Here is a 21,073-nt window from a genome sequence, read left to right as displayed (position 1 = left end):
TGCAATACGTGGTCAACTATTTATCTTGACGTCAAGACGAAAGGACAAACCCCATGTCTTCCAAATCGACCCTCTATCTCGCCGCCCTTGCGCCCATCCTTTGGGGCACGACCTATATTGTGCTCAAAGACTTTCTACCGCCCGACCATCCGATGGGTATGGCGGCGTGGCGGGCCCTGCCTGCGGGCCTTGTGCTATGGCTCTTTTCGCGCGAAATCCCCCACGGCATCTGGTGGCTGCGCGCGACCATTCTAGGTGCGCTAAACTTCGCCATTTTCTGGACGTTTTTATTCTATGCCGCCTATGCCCTCCCCGGCGGTGTCGCCGCAACATTGGGTGCGCTTCAGCCCTTGATGGTCGTCTTCCTCGTCAGAATCGTCCTGCACCGCCGCATTCGCCCACGCTCGCTTTTTGCCGCCAGCCTTGGCGCGTTCGGCATCGCGGTCTTGGTTCTCACCCCCGCAGCAACGCTTGATCCCCTCGGCATTCTTGCGGGGATTGTGGCCGCCGCCTCCATGGCTTTGGGCAATGTCCTCACCCGCCGCTGGACGCCGCCAGTCTCGCTTGTGGGGTTCGTCAGTTGGCAACTTATTGCCGGAGGCCTCATGATCGCGGGGCTCGCTGCCATTTTCGAGCCGCCAATGCCCAGCTTTACCGCGCAAAACTGGCTCGCCCTCGCCTATCTAGCCGGATTCGGCACGGCTGGCGCGGTCTTCCTTTGGTTTCGCGGGCTTGCAACACAGGACACGGAAATCATCTCGGCCCTCGGTCTCCTTAGTCCAATCACTGCGGTACTTGTTGGCTGGACCTTTGCAGGTGAGACGCTCTCGCCCCTCCAAATCGGCGGGGCGATTATAACCCTCTGGGCCGTCTGGCTGGCCCAAACCAAGGGGAAAAAGCCCCCAACCGACCGTTGAGCAAACACAATAACGAAAAACGGCGCCCCCAATTAAGGGAGCGCCGTTATAGCTAAAAATTCTGTAAGAGGCTTAGGAAGCTTCTGTAATGAACTTCGTCGCGTCGCCGAAAGTTTGAATAGTTTCTGCAGCGTCGTCAGGGATCTCGATGCCGAACTCTTCTTCAAACGCCATAACCAATTCAACTGTATCAAGGCTGTCTGCGCCCAAATCGTCGATGAAGGAAGCGTTTTCAACGACTTTCTCTTCTTCTACACCAAGGTGCTCTACGACGATCTTTTTAACGCGATTTGCGATGTCGCTCATATTATTTCCTCATTCTAGTGTAGGGTGCAACCACCCGTTTCTTTCCTGCCCAGAGTGGGCGACTTAAGCCCTGCTAACGCAGGAAATCCGGCAAACGCTTATTCCGCTGTCGGTTCTTCTGCGCTTCCTTTAGCATATCAATCCGCCAAGGCAAACGCTTTCCAGAAGATAGATATACATTCTTAAGGATCAAGAGCGCAAATTATTTTCTCACTCGGACCCTATTCTAAAAATAGTTGCGGGGCATCCCCTAAATTTAGGCATGCCCACACTTTTAAGCCCTAGAGCATCGCCATGCCGCCATTCACATGTAACGTGGTTCCCGTCACATATGCGGCCTCTGGGCTGGCCAGATATACAACGGCTGCGGCGATTTCGGCGGGTGTTCCCATCCGACCGGCGGGAATCTGCACGTTGATCTTGTCTTTTTGATCATCCGTGAGCTTGTCCGTCATCGGCGTCGCAATAAATCCGGGAGCCACAGCATTGGCGGTGATTCCGCGCGACGCAACTTCATAGGCAATCGATTTGGTCATCCCGACCATCCCTGCCTTGGATGCTGCATAGTTCGCTTGGCCCGGATTGCCCGTCGCGCCAACGATGCTTGATATATTAATAATCCGCCCCCAACGCGCCTTCATCATCGGGCGCATCACGCCACGACACAGGCGCATTGTGGAGGTCAGATTCACGTCAATCACCGAGGACCATTCCTCATCCGACATCCGCATAAACAACTGATCGCGGGTGATCCCTGCATTGTTCACCAAAATATCAACGGTGCCCATAGCGGCAATCGCCTCTTTCGGCAGCGCATCCACGGCCGCTGCGTCACTCAAGTTACAGGGCAAAACATGCGTCCGCTCGCCCAGTTCTGCCGCCAGCGCCTCAAGCGGCTCAACCCGTGTACCCGAAAGGGCCACAGTGGCGCCCGCACCATACAAGGCCCGCGCAATTTCGCCGCCAATACCACCAGACGCACCCGTAATCAGCGCGCATTTTCCTGTAAGATCAAACATTTGCATTCCTTATTTCGTGCTTTCAACTGCCGCAAGAACGTCCTCAGGCGTGCCCACAGCGCGACAAACCACGTCTTTGTTAATTCGGCGGATCATCCCCGCGAGGGCTTTTCCTGCGCCAATTTCCCAGACCTCGGTCACGCCTTGGCCTGCCATATACTCCACAGATTCGCGCCACCGCACTGAGCCTGTGACCTGTGCCACCAGCAAGTCGCGGATCTCACTCGGCGACGTCGTCGCTTCGGCGCGCACATTGGAAACCAGTGCAACAGACGGCGCGTTAATCGTAACATCTGCCAAAGCCTGCGCCATGATTTGCGCGGCAGGCTCCATCAACGCGCAATGAAACGGCGCACTTACAGGGAGCAAAATCGCTCGCTTTGCGCCACGGGCTTTCGCAATCTCAATCGCGCGTTCAACGGCCTCTTTGTTGCCTGAAACCACAACTTGCGAAGGATCATTATCATTGGCCGCCTGACAAATCTGCCCCTGTGCAGCCTCCTCGGCCACCTCTTTGGCGGTGGCAAAATCTAGCCCCAACAAGGCCGCCATCGCGCCAATACCTACCGGAACCGCCTTTTGCATGGCCGCCCCGCGAATCCGCAAAAGCCGCGCGGTGTCAGCGAGTGACAAAGCGCCAACCGCCGTCAGCGCCGAATATTCGCCAAGGCTGTGCCCCGCGACAAACGCCGCATCCGTCACCAAAACACCTTCGGCCTCAAGCGCGCGCAACGCGGCAATCGAAGTGGCCATCAACGCGGGTTGGGCGTTTTGTGTCAGGGTCAGATCGGCAATATCGCCGTCCCAAATCATCCCGCTCAAATTCTCGCCAAGCGCCTCATTGACCTCGTCAAAAACTGCCTTGGACGCAGGATAAGATTCTGCAAGAGCCTTCCCCATGCCAATGGTTTGGGCGCCCTGCCCCGGAAATACAAATGCGCGCATGATACCGCTTCCTTTTATAGTTTTCTTTTCAAATACAACGATGCGCAGCTTTTCGCAATGTTCGCCTTTGCAACCGCGCGCAATACTTGTGTGTACCTGCACGTATTCACGCCTTTGCTTGCCACCCCCGCGCACCTATAGTTTGCGCAACCAATTTCGGAGCAAAACATGGCCCTCACCAATTCGCCCGCCCTTTATGGCAGCGTTACCAAAACCTTTCACTGGCTCACCGCCCTTCTTATTTTCACCGCATTCCCCCTTGGCATGATCGCAAACGACTTCCCGATGGCAACGAGCGACGAGGTCGCGCAAAAAGCGTGGCTCTTTAGTGTGCATAAAACCGTCGGCGTCACTCTGTTTTTTGTGGCCGTCCTGCGCATTCTTTGGGCAACGACCCAACCCAAACCCGGCCTACTGAACGCCGACAAACCCGCCGAGGCCACCGCCGCTGAGGCCGTGCATTGGCTGCTTTATTTCTCCCTCGTTCTTGTGCCCCTGTCGGGCTGGCTTCACCATTCAACCGCGGCCTTTAGCGCGCCGATCCTGTGGCCCTTTAGCGCGATCCTCCCCGAACTCCCAAAATCTGAATTGTTCTCGCATATTACGTCTGGCTGGCACGGAGTGTTCACTAAACTGCTCCTAGCCTCCCTTATTCTGCATATTGCAGGGGCCCTGAAACACGCCTTTATTGATCGCGACTCCACGCTCAAACGCATGCTTCCCGGAAAAATGAGCACCCCGACCCTGCCACAGCAACGCCACAGCAAAACCCCGCTGGTGATTGCTGTCGCTCTCTATGGTGTCGCCATGGGGGCGGGCACATTTTTGGGTCTGCAAACCCCTGCCGCCGCGCAAACCAACCTCGCAGACGTGCAAAGCGACTGGACCGTGGAAAGCGGCACCATGGCCGTCACCGTGCAACAACTCGGTAGCGCCGTCACTGGCAGCTTCGCCGATTGGACTGCCGATATTGCCTTTGATCCCACTTTGGAGGGCGACACTAAGGGCCACGTCGAAGTAACCGTCGCCATCGCCTCCTTCACCCTTGGCTCTGTCACAGATCAAGCCATGGGGCCCGACTTCTTTGACGTATCCACCCACCCGACCGCCGTGTTCGCCGCTGATATTTTCGCAACGGGCGACACGTACGAGGCGCGCGGGACCCTCACACTCAAAGGCACAACCTTGCCATTAACCCTGCCGTTCACTCTCAGCATCGAGGATGATGTTGCGACAATGGCGGGTGCGGCCTCGCTGGCGCGTCTGGATTATAGCATCGGCGCGGCCATGCCTGACGAAAGCAGCCTCGGCTTTGACGTCGACCTCAAGGTAGATTTGGTCGCCTTCAAGTAGCGACAACAAAAGCAACAACAAAAAAGGGGCCTCGCATCGCTGCGAGGCCCCTTTTTTGTGACGTGTAGAAAGCTTATTCGGCTTGCATCGCTTCAACAGAGATCGCGATTTCAACTTCGTCGCCCACGAAGGGAACAAAAGCGCCAAGTCCGAATTCGCTGCGCAGAACCGTTGCTGTCGCGTCAAAACCCGCCCACGGCGTTTTAGCCATAGGGTGCTCTTCTAATGCCGCGTTCAAAACCGCATCCAAAACGACGGGCTTGGTAATGCCATTGATCGTCAAGTCACCCGAAATTTTCGCGTTGGTGTCGTCTGTAACTTCAATGTTTGTGGATACAAACGTCACGTCCGAATTTTCCGATGCGTTGAACATATCTGGCGACATGAAGTGGTCATAACGCGCTTCCCAGCCTGTCAACAAAGTCGTTACAGGGAAGGAGACCTCAACCGAACTTGCTGCGGGGTCTTCTTGGTCGAACTGGATGTTTCCGTCAAAACCCGAGAACATGGCCGTGGTTGTAGAAAGACCGAGATGGTTGATCTTGAAAACGATCTGGCTGTGGCTTGGATCGAATTTATAAGCAACAGGTGCGGCGACTGCAGCGGAGGAAACGCCTGCAAAAGCAAGAGCAACGACGGCGGACTTCAGGGTAGTGGTAAACATTATTAAAGCTCCAAAAGATTGAATGTCTGATGGAGCTTAGATGTTCATTGATGGCATATTTCTCAACCCACGTTCCCTCCACAGGGTCTGTGCACTTGCGCACAGTTTTGCGGCGGAAAACCGATTGCACAGAGTTTGACGCGCGCCTATTGTGCTGGGATTGGCATTTCGCGTTCATGACGCACTATCGCACCACGTCGCGGCGTAACGCCCGATGCTTTCACCATTTCAGCCTCGCCCATGAGGATATCGCGCGCCAAAACCTCGCGCAGTGCCTCAAGGCGGTCGTCCTTATCTGTCACCAGATCAATGCAATGCCCCTGCGTTTTGTGGCGCAACATAAGGCGCGCATAACCGGGCAAATTGCGCTGTGGATCGCGCGACAGGATCACGCTGCGAATATCGTTAAAAGGCATCCGTCGCAAAACGAGGTTTTGCCCCTTTTTGTTGCTCAAAACTTCGCGCAACTCGCGCTTCACACTGTCCACCTGTAACTCATATGTCGTGCCCTGCGCCGCAAACCAAAGCGCCAGAAGACCCGTCAGCACAAGCACCCCAGAGAGCGCCGCTTTAAACAACGCGATATCGGCCCCCATTTCGGACCCCGGCATAACCCACATCCCAACGGCGATTCCGATGGAAACAAGGGCGACGCCCCCCGCCAATGCCTGCGCAAATCGCGCCCAAAATCCGGTATTGCCCGGCATCCGCACGGCATATCCCCACGAGGTCGCTTGGATCGCGAATTTCTTGGACCGCGCCGCAGCGGCAATTAACTTGCTCTTGTCTGACATGTGATTGATCATTGTACATTCCTGTCTTGTATTAAGGCTTGCTTAATATTCTCGAATCCAAACACGGCAGAACTGTGTCAGCAGTTGGTTAATACCGCGATAGTTGTATAGCGCTCCTCTTTACCCTGCAGGCTTGCATCCCCTCATTACCCTGCTATAAGGCCACCTTCTTCTGCGGCATTTTTAACAGCGCAACCTCTCGTGATCGGGTGCAGAAGGAATTACCGATCTTTGAAGTGCGCCCCATATGAACGGAGATCGCATGCCACTATACGAGCATGTCTTTATTGCGCGTCAGGACTTGTCCAACACGCAGGCCGAAGGCCTTATCGAACATTTCAGCACCATCCTCTCGGACAACGGCGGCAAAGTCGTTGAGCACGAGTATTGGGGTGTTAAAACCATGGCATACAAAGTGAACAAGAACCGCAAAGGCCACTATGCCTTTTTGCGCTCTGATGCCCCTTCCCCAGCCGTCCAAGAGATGGAACGTCTGATGCGTCTACACGAAGATGTAATGCGCGTTTTGACTATCAAAGTCGACGAGCACGCCGAAGGTCCTTCGGTTCAAATGCAAAAACGTGAAGAGCGCAGCGACCGTCGTCGCGAGCGCACGTAAGGAAGGCTAAACCATGGCTACTAAACCATTTTTCCGCCGCCGCAAAGTTTGCCCATTCTCTGGCGACGATGCTCCGAAGATCGATTACAAAGACACACGTCTTCTGCAGCGCTACATCTCTGAGCGTGGCAAAATCGTTCCTTCCCGTATCACCGCAGTTTCGGCTAAGAAACAGCGTGAGTTGGCCCGTGCAATCAAACGCGCACGCTTTCTCGCTCTGCTTCCTTACGCTGTTAAGTAAGGAGCGCACATCATGAAAGTTATCCTTCTTGAACGCATTACAAAACTCGGCCAAATGGGCGATGTTGTAGATGTAAAATCCGGTTATGCGCGCAACTATTTGTTGCCACAGCACAAAGCACTGTCCGCTTCCAAAGCGAACATCGAGTCCTTTGAAGCGCGCAAAATCCAGCTCGAAGCCACAAACCTTGAGACCAAAACTGAAGCAGAAGCGCTCGGCGCCAAGCTTGACGGTCAACAGTTCGTTGTGATTCGTTCCGCGTCCGACTCCGGCTCGCTCTACGGTTCCGTCACACCACGTGACGCTTCCGAAGTTGCTTCCGCTGGTGGATTCGAAATCGACCGTAAGCAAATTTCTGTGGTCTCCCCGATCAAAGAACTCGGCTTGCACAACATGTCTGTTAAACTTCACCCTGAAGTTATTGTAACGATCGAATTGAACGTTGCACGCTCCAAGGAAGAAGCTGAACTACAGGCCTCTGGTAAATCTATCCAAGAGCTCGCAGCGCAAGCTGAAGCTGAAGCAGAATTCGAAATCGCCGAGCTATTCGACGAAATCGGCGCTGCTGCGGATGAATTTGGCGACGACGACTATACACCTGCTGCTAAAGAAGAAGCAGTTGCGGACGAAGACGAAGCTTAAGCTTCCCTTCCCCAGCAATTTGAAGGCCGCGCAGTTCATTCTGCGCGGCCTTTTTTTCATGCGCCCAGTTTAAATTATTTTTTTCTTGAAAATAAACGCCCCCCCCCCCAGACTTCCCCTAGATCACATTGAAAACGCGCAATTTTCTAGGAGCCCTTATGAGACATAAATTTACGGCCATCGCCCTTTTCGCAGCCCTCGTATCAAGCCAAACAGCTTGGGCGGGTGAGGCATTTGAAGAAAGAGTAGATTGCCCAATTGGCGGCATTAAGACCGAAATCGTCAGCACATTTTCTTGTTCCTATGAGCAAGAATTTACGATGAGTTTATCTCAATTATCGACATGCGATTTCATCACCCATCTGCCTGTTTGCAAAACTGCAGACTTCCCGATCTATAAAAATTTTCTTCTCTCGGAAATACCGAAGCTCAAGGCAATGGTTAAAACCGATTGGTACAAAAAATCGCAAAAGGACTCTCGGTATTTACGGGCCTACCTTGTGGAAAAGGAGCTTGGCACTCTATCCGAAGCAGAAATGTTCACGCTCCTTCAGCAAGGTCACATATATGATTCCGCCCGTTCCTACGGCAATGCCAAATATTACGCCGCATATCGCGAAGCCGCCAACGCCTTCCGAAATGTCGCAACGAATGAGGAAAAACAGTACATCTATCTGACCGCTGCTTTCGCACGCATTCGCAGCGGGGAGCCCGAGACAGCACAAGAGTTGCTTGATGCGGCGGCAAAATACAAAACACCCGGTGATCCACGCCTCACCAAATATGCAACTCTGGTAGAGGCCTGTATCAAGAAGCCTAACGCAAAAAAATGCCAACCAAATTATACGTTCGATTTGGACTAAAATAGGAGGGGGACGCGCTTACCTGCTCCGTCAAAAGAGCCAAGCCCGCCCCCTTTTCCATGCCCCAAACATGCAGCGGCTTGAGCCGTAGGTCTCGACATTTTCAACCTCGTTTTTCCACCCGTTTTGCTCTATAATGCTTACACCTAAACACTGTTCAGAAATTATTGGGAGTTATGACAATGTCTAATACCTCATCCAATTTCGTCGGGGATATTCCAAGCTACTATGACAGCGGTCTTGGCCCCAATATATTTTTTGACTATGCGGATTTGCTCGCAACGCGTTGCGCCAACTTACCGGCCACCAATGTCGTCGAACTTGCAGCAGGGACCGGTATTCTAAGTCGCCGCCTACGCGACCGCTTGTCCCCAGAAACGCGCCTTGAGGTTACGGATCTAAACCTTCCCATGCTACAGGTGGCCAAAAACAAGTTTACAAACAAAGACGTAGTCGATTTTACCATCGCCAACGCCATGGATTTACCCTTTGAGGATTCCGAATTCGACATGATGGTTTGTCAATTTGGGGTGATGTTTTTTCCTGACAAGCCCGCGTCCTATCGGGAAGCTGCGCGGGTTCTCAAAAAAAACGGGTACTATCTTTTCAATGTGTGGAGCGCGATGTCCAAGAACCCGTTCGCGCAAATCGCCTATGACGTCGCCGCAAAATTCTTTCCCAACGATCCTCCCGCGTTTTATAAAGTCCCCTTCCACTATGGTGATCCCGTCCAAGTACGCGCCGACCTTACCCAAGCGGGCTGGCACGATGTTGAGCACGAGACCATTCAACTGCAAAAGACCATTACAAATCCAGAAGCTTTTGCAACAGCGTTGGTTTTCGGCAATCCGATTATCGACGAAATCCGGCAACGCGGCGAGGTGGAACCGGCTGTGATTGCGGAAGCAATCTTGGAGGCCTTCCACAGCGCTTTCGGCCCTAGTCCCATTACGATACCCCTTGAAACGACCACTTTTGTATGTCGTGCTCCTTAAGAGAATGTTTAGGGATTTAGACTAATAGCGCCGACAACTTCAAGGCCTTGCAGGATGGAATCAATCGCGATTGTCGCAAGAATGATGCCCATAACGCGGCTGATCACACTCGCCCCAGTTGTGCCAATAACCCGATAAATTCTCTGCGCCATAAGGAGGAAAACGAGCGTAAACAAGAGGACTGACAGCAATAGCACTGCTGTAACCGATTGCTCAGCAACAGAAAAACGATTATTGTCTGTTAGGATGACCACCCCCAACATCGCCCCTGGAGACGCAATCGACGGCATCGCCAGCGGGAACACTGCGCCCGACAAATAGTCTTTTTCCGCCTCGTGAATTTCTGCCGAAGGTTTGGATTCTCCAAAGATCATCGTCAGGGCAAAGAGGAAAAGGATAATCCCCCCAGCGACTTGAAAGGCGCCCAACCGAACACCAAGGCCTTCCAAAACGAACTGACCACCGATCAAAAATCCAAACAACACCAATGTCGCAATCAGGACCGCTCGAAGCGCAAATCGTTTGTGCAAGTGGGGGGGCACTTTGGCAGTAGCAAAGAGAAACACAGGGACCGACCCAATCGGATCAATCACCGCAAATATCGTTAAAAAATCTCTAACAACGTCTGACCAGTCCATACGTCCAATACCCTCAGTACTCATTTTGCAATTTTATATCACAAAAAAAGGGCCGCCGCTGGTTTAACCCCGCGACGACCCTCGTTTTTTTAAAAGCGGTTAGGCCTTACATTTCTTCGAGAGCTTCCACAGCTTTCTCAAGATCTTCTTTGGTGACAGTTTTTTCGCTGACCGTGGCCAATTCAAAAACATAGTCTACAACTTTATCTTCGAACAATGGAGCGCGAAGTTGCTGTTGCATTTGTTGGTTTTGTTGAACAAATTCAAAGAACTGACGTTCTTGACCTGGATACTGGCGCGCTTGCGTCATGATCGCTTGGGTCATTTCAGCATCGGAAACTTCAAGTTTCGCTTTCTGACCGATATCTGCCAACAACAGACCCAAACGCACACGGCGTTCCGCAAGCTTCTTGTGCTCGTCTGTTGTTTCGATTTCGGGGTGATCATGGCCTTCAACATCTGGGTTGTCTTCGTGCCATAGTTGATGCGCGATTTGACCAGCTTCGGCTTCAAGCAACGATGGGGGAAGCTCGAAGCTTACCAAACCGTCAAGCGCATCAAGCAATGCACGTTTTTGAACCGCACGAGCAGCGCCCGCATATTCAGCTTCAAGACGTTCAGCGATTTGACCTTTAAGACCAGCAAGATCCTCAGCGCCAAATTTTTTCGCCAATTCATCGTCAACCACAGCAGCGATTTCCGATTTTACAGCTTTCACTGTGCAATCAAAAATAGCTTCTTTGCCCGCAAGGTTTGCCGCCTGATATTCCGCAGGGAACGTCACTGTAACGGCAACATCGTCGCCAACTTTGGCACCAATCAATTGGTCTTCAAAACCGGGGATGAACGAACCGGAACCGAGAACCAATGGGAAGTCTTCGGCTGTGCCGCCATCAAACAATTCGCCGTCAACTTTGCCTGCGAAATCGATGGTGATTTGATCGTCTTTTTTGGCTTTGCTGCCAGCTTTACGATCTTCGTAATTTTTGACGGTTCCGGCAAGGTTGGTCAAAGCTTCGTCCACAGAAGCGTCATCCGCTTTTGCGATGAGTTTTTCAAGCGCCAGAGCTTTTAGGTCAACTTCTGGAATCTCGGGAAGAGCTTCATAAGCGACGGTAACTTCAACGTCATCGCCCTCTTTCCAGTCTTGGTTGGTCATTTGAATGTCTGGTTGCAACGCAGGGCGGTCGCCGGAATCTTCAAAATGCTTGCCAAGGCCGCCATCGATGGTCTCTTGAATGGCTTCGCCGATAACTTTCTGGCCGAATTGCTTTTTGAGCAACGCCATAGGCACTTTGCCTTTACGGAAGCCCTTCATTTCAACATCTGGCTGCGCTTCTTTAAGCTTTTCGTTAACTTTTGCGTCCAAATCGGCAGCGGGAATAACAAGCGTGTAACCGCGTTTTAGGCCTTCGTTCAGGATCTCAGTAACCTGCATGGGGGGTCCTTATAGCAAAATGGCCGCGCGGACGCGGCAATGAGTTAAATCACGGTTCTTCTATGGGGATGAGCGCCGTGATGCAAGGAGAAAGGCCGCAATCCCACCACCATCGGCACACAAAGGCCACGAGCAGCAATATCCAGCTTCTTTTTGAGGAAAACCGCCCGCCAAGATCGCACTTCCCCGAGGATTGTTGTGCGACTTGCACCCGAAATCATGCTATAAAACGAGAGGTTCACAAAAAATCGAGGGAGGCACGATGATGGAAAATGCCCAAGGCGGATGCCTGTGCGGAAACCTTCGCTACGCTGTGGAAAATCAACCCAGCCGCGTTACGATATGCCATTGCAAATTTTGCCAACGCGCCACGGGCGGCGCCTATATGGTTGAGCCGATTTTTGACGCACAGGATTTTCGCCTCCTCAAAGGAACACCGAAAAAATACGCTCATATCTCGGCGGGCAGCGGCAAAAAGGTTTTCGTTCATTTCTGCGACACGTGCGGGACCAAATTGTTTTTAACCTTTGAGCGTTTCGCCAACATTGTTGGGGTCTATGGCGGCACATTTGACGATCCGGATTGGTTTGATCTGACTCCGGAAAACTCAAAGCAAATTTTCCTAGGCGTGGCCCAACGCGGCACGTCCATTCCGCCCCATGTGAATACCTTTATCGAACACGCGACCGAACCGGATGGGACCCCCATAGAACCAACCGTGTTTGAAACACACCAAATTATCGGAACCTAAACCACCCTTGCGACGGACTCGGATCAGGGCATCAGGGAAGACGTTTTAAGCGCATAAAGCACCGCTAAATGGCCAATGCCCGCGAGGCTGATGGACAGCCCCATCGGCATCAGGCCGCGTGCGCGCATCGAAACCCAGCCGCGCAATTGCGGGAGGGCCAACGCACGGGTGCCGGTTACGGCGACAATGCCCAAAAGCATCGCCCCCGAGAAAACCAGCGCAAAAAGCGAGAGCGTTCCCGACGGAATAAAAAGCATGAGCACCGCAAGAATTTTCACATCCCCGCCCGCAAAAATCCGCAGGAGAAACAGGGCAAACCCGATACAAAACACGATCAAGGCGGGGAGGATGCGCGAAATGGCCTCCTCAAGTCCAATCAATGGAATGGTGACCACAAACAAGCCAATCCCAAGGAGCGAGGCCGTATTTGGAATCCGCATCCACCGCAGATCGCTTTGCGCGACATAAAGCAGAACCGGCGTAAAAAGCAAAAGCGGCAAAAGCATCATTTCAGGGCCGTCAAGCGACGGATTGATGGGATATCGCCCTTCGCTCGATCGCTGTTACCAAGGGGGTTTCCTGCGTGGGGCTTGGCCCAACCAGAAGTAACCGACGCAGCAAGTCGCTCAGATTTCGGCATTCGGCCTTGTCATAAATCTGTCTGAGGTGACTGCGCAGGGTAGAGGACGAAATTTTCAACTCCTTGGCCAAAACGTCGCGGTTTAACCCATGACTCAACAGCAAACACACGCGAAATTCTGCGCGACTTAACCCCGCCGGATTAAGGTCCGACAAAAGCGGTGCTGCGAGGGTCACATTCAAGGTTTCTGGCTGACGATCCAAGAGGGATTCTGAAAACACCCCCGGCGAGAGGCACGACCACGTTTGACACAGCGTGTCGCACAGGGACGTCAGCATCGCGCCGGCCCCTGATGACAGGCGGTTGGCGAAATGCAGTTCCAGAAGGTAAACCCACTTCCCGTCTTGCCCCAAAACGATCACCACAGTTTCGGCCAGAGCGCGTTGATTTCTCAACTCCAACAATTCTGGCGCATCCCCATAGGCGGCCATGCTGGCGTACCAAACGGAGCCAAGTTTGGCGTGCGCTATATAGGATCCTAAAATAAGGTCAGCAAATGAGCGATCCAACGCGCCGCATTGCGCCTCTCGCTGTAAGTCCACGGAAATAGATCGAATTTTCCCGTCTTGCGTTTTCGCGGCCTTCACCAGCGTCGCGGCTTTTGCCCCAAATCCCATTGAGATCGCCTTAAGGCCTTGCCGAAAGGACGCGACGCCCTGCACCGCTTGGCACCAGCCAGCTATGCCTTCGACCAGACTTACAACGCTCAAAGTATTCCCTAGGGTATTATCCCCATAATGTCCCTTAGTACCCACTTTATGACCCCCATAAACATACTCGGGTGCCTCAAAAAATCTCAATGCTGGTTCTTCCAGCCTATGTCTTAATTTTAGGCCTGAATTCTTAATTCTGTCAACAAATTGCCACATTTGGCGGCTTTTTCACTGCATTTTCAATCCTAGCATGTATTTTCGGATGAATTGTGTCAAAATTAGGGCAAAAACCCTGCCCTCTTACTCGGCAAAAAACCGTGTATAGCGAATAACAACCGGGCCAATGGAAATTAAAATCAGCGCGGGAAGCATGAGGGACGCGAGCACAACAGACATTTTCACGGGCAGTTTATTGGCCATTTCTTGGGCCTTAACTTCCCTGAACTCTCGCATCTCTTTGGCGTAGGCCGTCAGGGCCTCCGACATGGATGTCCCGAATTGAACCGATTGGCTGACCACAGCGGAAAACGAGCGGATGACATCCACATTTGTTCGCTGGGCCATGTCTTGCATTGCGGCGTCCCGATCACGACCAGCTTGAATTTGCCGCTGAACCGTGAGGAACTCATAGGCCATCTCGGGCGCAATTTCGGCCAATTCATTTCCAGCCCGCGTCATCGCGGCGTCAAACCCAAGCCCCGCTTCAACAGAAATTTGCATGAGGTCCAAGGCGTTGGGAAAAGATTCCTCGATCCGCATCCGCCGCTCTTCAGCACGATCATTGAGCCATTTGATCGGAACAAAATACCCCAGAAATATCAAAACAGAGAGCACGCGCACAATGGTGCCATTCGACATCTCGGAGACACGGCTGGAAATATCAAACGGCAATTGAATGTCCGGCACGCGACTAATGAGCAAAACCGCCAACAGAACCCCAGGCAAGCCAAGGCCCAAAACAACACGGACCAAAGTGAAATTTCGCAGGTTGTGGGGGCCGTTATATCCAGCTTGTGACAATTTGCGGGACAGGTCACTGCGCTCTTTCATATCCCCCGGTAGAAGCGCTTTCCAAATGCCTTTGGGGTCATGATTGGGGGCTTGCAAAAGCCCGAAATCACGCCGCTGTTCACGGCGTTTTGTGGCGCTGGCCGCGATGCGGTCTGCGGCGGGGTTGCGCTCCCCAACCAAAACCGCGACGCCCCCAAGGATGGTTAACGCGCCCAGTCCCATTCCGATAATAAGGACCATTTGCGGCGTGATATTCCACGCACTCGTCAGTGTTGTGAGTGTTTCAAACATGGTCGCAGCCTTTCATATTCTAAATCTAACGAGTTTGGCGAGAATAACGGCGTTCAACACCGTGAACGTCACAACCGCGATGGCCATGGGAATGAAAAGCGGATCGTCATAGACATCCTGATAGTATCGCGGATTGGAAATTGACGTGGAAACGAAAATAAACACGGGGATCGCCGAGAGGAAATACGACGACAAACGGCCCTCTGCGGAAATCGCCTGAATCCGCCGCCGCATGGCGATCCGGTTTTTAACCACCTTGGACAAGACGTCGAGCACCCGCGCCAAGTCGCCCCCCGTCCCGTGTTGAATGCCCAAACTGGCCGAGAGATAGTGGACGTCCTCAATGTCGATACGATCTGCAAATTCGGCAAAAGCGTCGACCAAGTCGTCGCCAAAACTCACTTGGTCTGCGATCAGACCAAATTCGGAGCCAATCGGATCGGGCATTTGCTCTGCGACCGAGGCAATTGATGTGTTCAACGGATGCCCCACACGCAAGCCGCGCGACATCAAATCCAGCGCCTCAGGCAAGAGTTTGGTTATCGCCTCAATGCGCGCCGCCCGACGGTGGCGAATAATCCCGATAGGCAGGAGAAAGCCAACCGTAACACCTATGGCAATGGCCATCCAAAGCGTCACTTTCATAGCTGCCATTGCGGAAATAACGGCCGAAATGCTCAGACAAATCAGGATGAGCAGCGTCGGCGAGCTGGTCATCCCCGCTTGCCGCATCGCCTTGGGAAGGTCGCCAACAAACGGCAGGCGCGTTATCCACCCCCCGCGTTCCACCGGTTTGAGGACAGCAAGTATTTCCGCCGCCGTCGCCCCGCCCGCGATCATTTTCATCCGACGATTGCGTGCTTCATGTTTGTTCTCGGAGCGGCGCAGAAGTTGCCAAACGCCAGAGAGAAGGAAAAACACGCCCACCGCCAAAAACGTATAGACAAAATACAAAGCATAGGGGTGGGACATAAGCTGTTTCATTGCACTTTCTCCCTAATAAACATGGAGGCATCGATGCTAATCCCCGCAGCGATCAGCGCCTCGGCGGCCTTGGGACGGATGCCCGTGGGAATGAATTCCCCCAGAATATCGCCATTTTCGCTGCGACCGGTTTTGCGGAACACAAAGATGTCCTGCATCGTAATCACATCGCCCTCCATGCCGGTAATTTCGGAAATCGACATCACGCGGCGGCGCCCGTCGCTTAGGCGGGATAGTTGCAGCACGAATTGCAATCCGCTTGCGATCTGGCCACGGATGGCCGCCATCGGAAAATCAACGCCCATCATCGTCACCATTTGCTCCAACCGCGACAGCGCGTCGCGCGCGGTATTGGCGTGCACCGTGGTCATCGATCCGTCGTGGCCCGTGTTCATCGCCTGCAACATATCGAAGGTTTCAGCGCCACGCACCTCGCCCACGATGATCCGATCAGGCCGCATCCGAAGCGCGTTGCGCAACAGGTCCCGCTGCGCCACTGCCCCGCCCCCCGACGGGTTGGAGGGCCGTGTTTCAAGGCGCACAACATGACCTTGCTGTAGTTGCAATTCGGCGGCATCTTCGATGGTCACAATCCGCTCTTTTTCAGAAATAAATGCCGACATAGCATTGAGCATGGTGGTCTTACCCGAGCCCGTGCCGCCGGAAATCAACACATTCATCCGCGCATCCACCAGCCCTTCCAGAAACTTTGCGGCTGGCCCCGTAAGGGCGCCACTCGCGACCAGTCGCGCCAGACTATAGGGTTGGCGCGAAAACTTACGGATCGAAATCGAGGGGCCGTCGATGGCACAGGGCCGGATGATCGCATTCACGCGGCTGCCGTCCTCAAGGCGCGCATCCACCCAAGGCTGGCTTTCGTCTACTCGGCGTCCAATCCGTGTAACGATCTTGTCGATCACCCGCAAAAGATGCTTCTCGTCGCGAAAGCGGGCGTTGGTGCGCTCCAGCACACCAAAGCGTTCCACGAACACGCTTTTGTGGCCGTTCACCAGAATATCGTTAATGGTGGGATCTGCGAGGAGCGGCTCAAGCGGCCCTAATCCAAGCACCTCATCCATCAACTCATCAACGATCTTCTTGAATTCTTCGCCGCGTAACGGCGTGCCTTCCTTACTTAAGACTTCGCTCACCAAGGAGGTTACTTCCTTGCGCAGCGCCTCATCCTCGACCTTGTCGATCACCGAGAAATTCAACCGATCCAGCAAGGCGTCATGCAGGCGGCTTTTGAGTTCTAGCCGCTTAATCAACGTGTGTTCTGTGGCACTTTGTTGAGGATCGACGAGTTGCAACGGGGTCTTCAGAGCTTTAGCAACCGCCGCTCCGGGGAGGTCGATGCTTTTGGCTGAATTTTCTTTACCGTTTCGTGTAAAATTCTTGAACACCTTGGCTCTCCTTAGCTCGACTGAATTGATTTAAAAATGGCATCGGAACCCTGGGTGGCTTCGCGCTTCATCGGGTCTGTCTTTGCGGTCGTTTTCTCGTCAATGACCTCGACAGCAAGCTTCTTAATCGCTTTGGTCAACGCGGATCGGCTTGCCGCCACGGACAGCGGCACCCCACGATCAAGGGCCTCGCGTGTGGCTTTGGGATCAAGGGGAAGCCAATGTCGCAACTCCCGCTCCAACAGCTTCGCGGCCTGCACATGGTGACGGCCTTTAAATATCGGCTTGGCTTCAAAATTCACAATAATATCAATCGGTAGTCTCGGGCTTTCTTCGGAATAGGCATCAATCAGACGTTTTGACTGGCGGATCGCAGGTACCGAACTATCGGTAATCAAATACAGCCGATCACTCATGTTCAGCACCGATTGCACCCACTGCACCAAGGTGCGCGGCAGGTCCACCACCACGTAATCAAATTGAAGCGTCAACTGCTCCAAAAGCGCTTCAACCTGCTCGCTTGTGAGCGACTCCATGGGCACAAATTCAGTTGGCGCAGTGATCACCGACAACCCGCCTTTGGTGGTCACCATGGCTTGCGACAAAAACGTGGCGTCGGGGATAATTTCGTCTTTGGCCATCCGACAAAGGGAGTCGTTGGCCTCGATATCCAAAAAGCTTGCGATCCCGCCAAACTGCAAATCCAGATCGACCAAAGCGACCTTTTTGACGACATTGCGGCGCAGAAGTCCCGCCTCGCCCCGCAAGGCATCCGCAAGGTTGACGGCGACCGTGGTGCCGCCAATCCCGCCGCGCGCTTGGGCGACGGTGATGATTTTGCCACGCTGTAAAGCAAGCGGCGCAACGGCGGCAATCGGTGCCCTCAAGCGCTCCAAACACTCCGTCAGGTCCTTTTTGGTCACCGGCATCGGCAAGACATCTGCCACGCCAGCTTGCAAAAGTTTACGCGCCGCCGCCAATTGCAAGTCGGGGTCGCTGATGGCAACCACCCGCACATCCGGCCCTGCAGTGCGGCACAATTCCCGCACCGCCACCTCGTCCTGTTCGCTCTCCCCCGAGGTTCGAAACAGGATCATCTCGCCCGAGGCCGCCAGTGCATGCGCGGTGCCGTTGGCTTTTGAAAGGGTCATATCGCGGCGGTTCAACTTGACGTTGTCAAGCGTACAGACAACTGCGGAAATCGCGTCTGAGTCTGGGCCATTTGCGGCAAAAACCGTGATTTTCTGAACTGGCTCTGTCATTGACTTAACCTCCTAATGTTATCCATTCGTCCCACTCGCCAAGTCCTCTCCCGGAAGGGAGACACTCATTGAAGGGAAATTTATTGTTCCACCAAGGCCACTTGGGGCCGATCCCCCAGCAAGGCTGGCAAGCTGTCCGAGCGGGGAAATGAAGGTAAACGTGGCCCCCACAAGTTCCGCCGTGACCAAAGGAACATAGGGGCCCCCCAGAAACCCAAGATTGGGGTCGAACGTGTAGGAAATTTGCAAATCGTCGATCGCCACACCGGGCGGAAGGATCGCGTTGATACGCGCCCATATTTCACTGGCGGTCGCGTTCGTCGCTGACCCTGTGCAGACGAGCGACGCTTGCGTGGCACAAATATTCGCCCCCGCGCCGCAACTGGTTCCAAACCGCGGCTTGGGCACAACGGATGTTGATCCGCGCGCGTTGATACTGGGCAAACCCGCGCAGGCGGCGGGGCGCACCGCCGCCAAACGGGCCGCAATATGCATCGCTTTTTCGGCGGCAATCCGGTGATAGGCAAGACGGCCAAAATCGATCATCCCGAACAACAACAGTAGGAAAAGAGCCAAGGCGATTGCGAATTCCACAAGGGTCGCCCCGCGCTCATTGCGCCAGAATTCAACGGTCCGCGCCAAATATGTGCGATGCGCCCTCATGACCCGAAAATCCGGCTTTGATCGGTGACGGTGGTCGTCACATCGTTGAGCGTATAGCCCGCGACTGCAAAGAAGCCCGAGAAAGGCATTGTGATCGTAATCTCTGCGGAAACTTGAGCAATCGGCGCGATGCCTTTGCGATAATCCCCCGCGATACAGCTATAGGTGGGGATCACCGAATTGACGGTAATGCCGTTGGGAAACAGCGTGGTGCCGCTGGAACTGTTGCGCACGATTCCCGTGAGTTGCGTGGTATAGCCCGCGACAGCCCCCCCGAGGTGCAAATATCGCGCGGCACAATCCGCGCCAGATACCGCGTCGCATCTCGCACGCCTGCCGCTGCCGACTGATAGGCCCACAGCATCCGTGATCCCTCAATAATCATGCCAAAAACCAGCAACGCAAACGGCAGCGAAATTGCCAGTTCAACGAGGGCCGTCCCGCGCTCATCGCGACGAAAACCACCAAAGGCGCGTTTGATCCGATGTTTCAACATGCCCCCCCCCTCACCGGTACAACTGCACGACGTCGCGGAAAATTCCGGTCGACCCCGCGCCGCTGCCTTGATCCGCAGGGCCAATCACTTCGCCCCAAATATCCACAGTGTTTGAGCTGACGGCCGCCACGGGCTCTGTCAGGAAAATTTCGACGAATTCGGCCACAGGTACGTTAACGGCGGAACCCTGAATATTGTTGGCGGCACAGTCGATCGCAGCCGCCACAATGACGCGGCGTTCAGGTCCAATTGAAGCACCGCCTGCGGTATTACATTGCGGCAATCCGCTTTCCGCCAGCCCATTCGGAAGGATACCCGCGTTGCCGCTTGTCCCTTGTGGGTTGGCAATTTCGGCCTTGTAAAGATCATAGCGCGTGTCGAGCGCAGGATTGATGAAAAACGGGTCGGCACCGCCATAATTGGTCGCGATGTAATTGGCATAGCCCGCCGACCAGTCCCCATCGCCAAAGCGCCCCCCAGCGCACCCCCCCGCGTTAAAACAATCGTCGCGCGGCAAGCCCACTGTATCGGGGGATGGGTCGTAGTTGTTTGGACAGGCGTTGCCGTTTGAGGGCACCACCCCCTTTATAACGTTGGGTGCAGGCGCATAGTTCGGGTTATTTTTCTCGCTCTTTAGGATCGTCTGAAAAATGTCAAACCGCACGTTAAAAATTGCGTTTTCGATGCCGTTCTTTTGGCCAGGTTCCGTATCGACCCCATTGAGCGCGTAGCACTGTGTGATCGATCCCACCGCCGCAAGTAAACACGCATCCAGCTTTACGCCGTTTTTCCCCGCGCAAGGGCCCTCGGAATCGACCAGCGCCTTGGACGGGTCCAAAAACCCGAAGTTTCCTGGTGCCCAAGCCGCGCCATTGCCACCAGAACGAAGGTTAACCATCGTCCCCTTGTTGGCCGCCGACGTCCATCCACTTGGCTGGCAAAACATCAACGGGGTCACGTCACAGGCGAATTGGGTCATGCCCGCAATCGACTGGGCTTGCACGTTAATATCCTGAAGGGTCTCGCCGCGCAGAACCATTAAGGCCCGATAAAACGCGACGGGCACCTCGGCTTCCGTGGCGGCCACGCGGATAAATCTGGCAAGGGCTGGGTTTGTCGTTACCGCCGTAGGGGCCGCCGTGTCACTGGCAGGCAAGGTCGAGAAAAACGTCAGGGTAAAGTCATCCGCCCCCGATAGCGTATGGTCGCCGCTGCCAAACTTGCGACTGTCGACGATCAGATTTGCGGCCGCAGTTGTCGCACGCGTTATGGAATCCGGGCGACCATCCAACTCTCCCGCTGCCGCGAGGGCCACATTGTCGGTGAAGCTCTGCATATCGGTCTGTGTGGCGGAGACCTGCCCCAGATCAAACGACATCGCCACCAGTCCGAGCATCAAAGCAAGGGCCATCCCCCAAAAAACAAGGATGGTGCCCTTCTGGTCCTGCCCAAAGGTGGCGATATGTGACCTGCGGTTTGACATGG

Annotated in this window: 25 protein-coding genes; 8 read left to right on the top strand and 17 right to left on the bottom strand. The window is 54.1% G+C overall.

Annotation, left to right across the window (positions count from 1 at the left end; all coding sequences use genetic code 11):
• Positions 1-53: 53 nt before the first annotated feature.
• Positions 54-917 carry an EamA family transporter gene (locus tag RC74_RS14935; protein WP_039002058.1) on the top strand — a complete coding sequence of 288 codons (864 nt, stop codon included), beginning with the start codon at positions 54-56 and terminating at the stop codon, positions 915-917.
• A 72-nt stretch (positions 918-989) separates the two neighbouring features.
• On the opposite strand, the gene RC74_RS14930 is transcribed toward RC74_RS14935, so the two are convergent.
• From RC74_RS14930 to fabD, 3 genes are all read right to left on the bottom strand, one after another.
• Complete coding sequence (locus tag RC74_RS14930) at positions 990-1,223, bottom strand: acyl carrier protein (RefSeq protein WP_039002057.1); 234 nt, start codon at positions 1,221-1,223, stop codon at positions 990-992.
• A 281-nt stretch (positions 1,224-1,504) separates the two neighbouring features.
• Complete coding sequence (gene fabG / locus RC74_RS14925; protein WP_039002153.1) at positions 1,505-2,242, bottom strand: 3-oxoacyl-[acyl-carrier-protein] reductase; 738 nt, start codon at positions 2,240-2,242, stop codon at positions 1,505-1,507.
• A gap of 9 nt (positions 2,243-2,251) precedes the next feature.
• Positions 2,252-3,187 carry an ACP S-malonyltransferase gene (fabD, locus tag RC74_RS14920; protein WP_156477490.1) on the bottom strand — a complete coding sequence of 312 codons (936 nt, stop codon included), beginning with the start codon at positions 3,185-3,187 and terminating at the stop codon, positions 2,252-2,254.
• Between the two features lie 168 nt (positions 3,188-3,355).
• Between fabD and RC74_RS14915 the strand changes: the two genes are divergently transcribed.
• Positions 3,356-4,540: a cytochrome b/b6 domain-containing protein gene (locus tag RC74_RS14915; RefSeq protein ID WP_039002056.1), complete on the top strand. Its 1,185-nt coding sequence runs from the start codon at positions 3,356-3,358 to the stop codon at positions 4,538-4,540.
• A 73-nt stretch (positions 4,541-4,613) separates the two neighbouring features.
• Here the strand turns inward: RC74_RS14915 and RC74_RS14910 are convergent, their stop codons facing one another.
• Positions 4,614-5,204 carry a YceI family protein gene (locus RC74_RS14910; protein WP_417935160.1) on the bottom strand — a complete coding sequence of 197 codons (591 nt, stop codon included), beginning with the start codon at positions 5,202-5,204 and terminating at the stop codon, positions 4,614-4,616.
• A 146-nt stretch (positions 5,205-5,350) separates the two neighbouring features.
• Positions 5,351-6,010, bottom strand: coding sequence for a hypothetical protein (locus tag RC74_RS14905; protein ID WP_039002055.1), 660 nt, complete (start codon positions 6,008-6,010; stop codon positions 5,351-5,353).
• Between the two features lie 250 nt (positions 6,011-6,260).
• Between RC74_RS14905 and rpsF the strand changes: the two genes are divergently transcribed.
• From rpsF to RC74_RS14880, 5 genes are all read left to right on the top strand, one after another.
• The gene (gene rpsF / locus RC74_RS14900; RefSeq protein ID WP_039002054.1) at positions 6,261-6,617 is read left to right on the top strand and encodes a 30S ribosomal protein S6; all 357 of its coding nucleotides are present in this window, start codon (positions 6,261-6,263) and stop codon (positions 6,615-6,617) included.
• 13 nt (positions 6,618-6,630) lie between these two features.
• Positions 6,631-6,858, top strand: a complete 228-nt coding sequence (rpsR, locus tag RC74_RS14895) for a 30S ribosomal protein S18 (protein ID WP_039002053.1) — start codon at positions 6,631-6,633, stop codon at positions 6,856-6,858.
• A 12-nt stretch (positions 6,859-6,870) separates the two neighbouring features.
• Positions 6,871-7,500, top strand: a complete 630-nt coding sequence (gene rplI / locus RC74_RS14890; RefSeq protein ID WP_039002052.1) for a 50S ribosomal protein L9 — start codon at positions 6,871-6,873, stop codon at positions 7,498-7,500.
• A 158-nt stretch (positions 7,501-7,658) separates the two neighbouring features.
• On the top strand, positions 7,659-8,363 hold the full coding sequence (locus RC74_RS14885) for a hypothetical protein (RefSeq protein WP_039002051.1): 705 nt from the start codon (positions 7,659-7,661) through the stop codon (positions 8,361-8,363).
• Between the two features lie 182 nt (positions 8,364-8,545).
• The gene (locus RC74_RS14880) at positions 8,546-9,358 is read left to right on the top strand and encodes a class I SAM-dependent methyltransferase (RefSeq protein WP_039002050.1); all 813 of its coding nucleotides are present in this window, start codon (positions 8,546-8,548) and stop codon (positions 9,356-9,358) included.
• Positions 9,359-9,366: 8 nt separating this feature from the next.
• Here the strand turns inward: RC74_RS14880 and RC74_RS14875 are convergent, their stop codons facing one another.
• On the bottom strand, positions 9,367-10,020 hold the full coding sequence (locus tag RC74_RS14875) for a MarC family protein (protein ID WP_236939948.1): 654 nt from the start codon (positions 10,018-10,020) through the stop codon (positions 9,367-9,369).
• Positions 10,021-10,102: 82 nt separating this feature from the next.
• On the bottom strand, positions 10,103-11,434 hold the full coding sequence (gene tig / locus RC74_RS14870) for a trigger factor (protein WP_039002048.1): 1,332 nt from the start codon (positions 11,432-11,434) through the stop codon (positions 10,103-10,105).
• 262 nt (positions 11,435-11,696) lie between these two features.
• Here tig and RC74_RS14865 point away from each other — a divergent pair, with 262 nt between their 5' ends.
• Complete coding sequence (locus RC74_RS14865) at positions 11,697-12,185, top strand: GFA family protein (RefSeq protein ID WP_052274805.1); 489 nt, start codon at positions 11,697-11,699, stop codon at positions 12,183-12,185.
• Between the two features lie 23 nt (positions 12,186-12,208).
• Here the strand turns inward: RC74_RS14865 and RC74_RS14860 are convergent, their stop codons facing one another.
• From RC74_RS14860 to RC74_RS14815, 10 genes are all read right to left on the bottom strand, one after another.
• Entirely contained in the window at positions 12,209-12,694 is a 486-nt protein-coding gene (locus RC74_RS14860; RefSeq protein ID WP_052274804.1) for an A24 family peptidase, read from the bottom strand.
• Positions 12,695-12,704: 10 nt separating this feature from the next.
• On the bottom strand, positions 12,705-13,535 hold the full coding sequence (locus RC74_RS14855) for a helix-turn-helix transcriptional regulator (protein WP_039002047.1): 831 nt from the start codon (positions 13,533-13,535) through the stop codon (positions 12,705-12,707).
• A 243-nt stretch (positions 13,536-13,778) separates the two neighbouring features.
• A complete protein-coding gene (locus RC74_RS14850; RefSeq protein ID WP_039002046.1) occupies positions 13,779-14,780 on the bottom strand; it encodes a type II secretion system F family protein in 1,002 nt (333 codons plus the stop codon).
• 12 nt (positions 14,781-14,792) lie between these two features.
• Positions 14,793-15,764 carry a type II secretion system F family protein gene (locus RC74_RS14845; RefSeq protein ID WP_039002045.1) on the bottom strand — a complete coding sequence of 324 codons (972 nt, stop codon included), beginning with the start codon at positions 15,762-15,764 and terminating at the stop codon, positions 14,793-14,795.
• Entirely contained in the window at positions 15,761-17,167 is a 1,407-nt protein-coding gene (locus tag RC74_RS14840) for a TadA family conjugal transfer-associated ATPase (RefSeq protein WP_039002044.1), read from the bottom strand. Before RC74_RS14840 ends, RC74_RS14845 begins: the two co-directional genes overlap by 4 nt.
• Positions 17,168-17,178: 11 nt before the next feature.
• On the bottom strand, positions 17,179-18,429 hold the full coding sequence (locus RC74_RS14835) for a CpaE/TadZ family protein (RefSeq protein ID WP_039002043.1): 1,251 nt from the start codon (positions 18,427-18,429) through the stop codon (positions 17,179-17,181).
• Positions 18,430-18,447: 18 nt separating this feature from the next.
• A complete protein-coding gene (locus RC74_RS14830) occupies positions 18,448-19,092 on the bottom strand; it encodes a TadE/TadG family type IV pilus assembly protein (protein WP_052274803.1) in 645 nt (214 codons plus the stop codon).
• A complete protein-coding gene (locus RC74_RS23130) occupies positions 19,089-19,268 on the bottom strand; it encodes a hypothetical protein (RefSeq protein ID WP_062628300.1) in 180 nt (59 codons plus the stop codon). The genes RC74_RS14830 and RC74_RS23130 overlap by 4 nt, the downstream gene beginning before the upstream one ends.
• Positions 19,265-19,588, bottom strand: coding sequence for a TadE/TadG family type IV pilus assembly protein (locus RC74_RS23125; protein ID WP_062628299.1), 324 nt, complete (start codon positions 19,586-19,588; stop codon positions 19,265-19,267). The genes RC74_RS23130 and RC74_RS23125 overlap by 4 nt, the downstream gene beginning before the upstream one ends.
• A 10-nt stretch (positions 19,589-19,598) precedes the next feature.
• Positions 19,599-21,071, bottom strand: coding sequence for a pilus assembly protein TadG-related protein (locus RC74_RS14815; RefSeq protein ID WP_039002041.1), 1,473 nt, complete (start codon positions 21,069-21,071; stop codon positions 19,599-19,601).
• Positions 21,072-21,073 lie beyond the last annotated feature (2 nt).

The sequence above is a fragment of the Falsihalocynthiibacter arcticus genome, assembly GCF_000812665.2.
GTDB classification, from domain to species: Bacteria; Pseudomonadota; Alphaproteobacteria; order Rhodobacterales; family Rhodobacteraceae; genus Falsihalocynthiibacter; species Falsihalocynthiibacter arcticus.
Note: the sequence above shows the minus strand (reverse complement) of the source record. Positions and strands in the feature narration are given on the sequence as shown.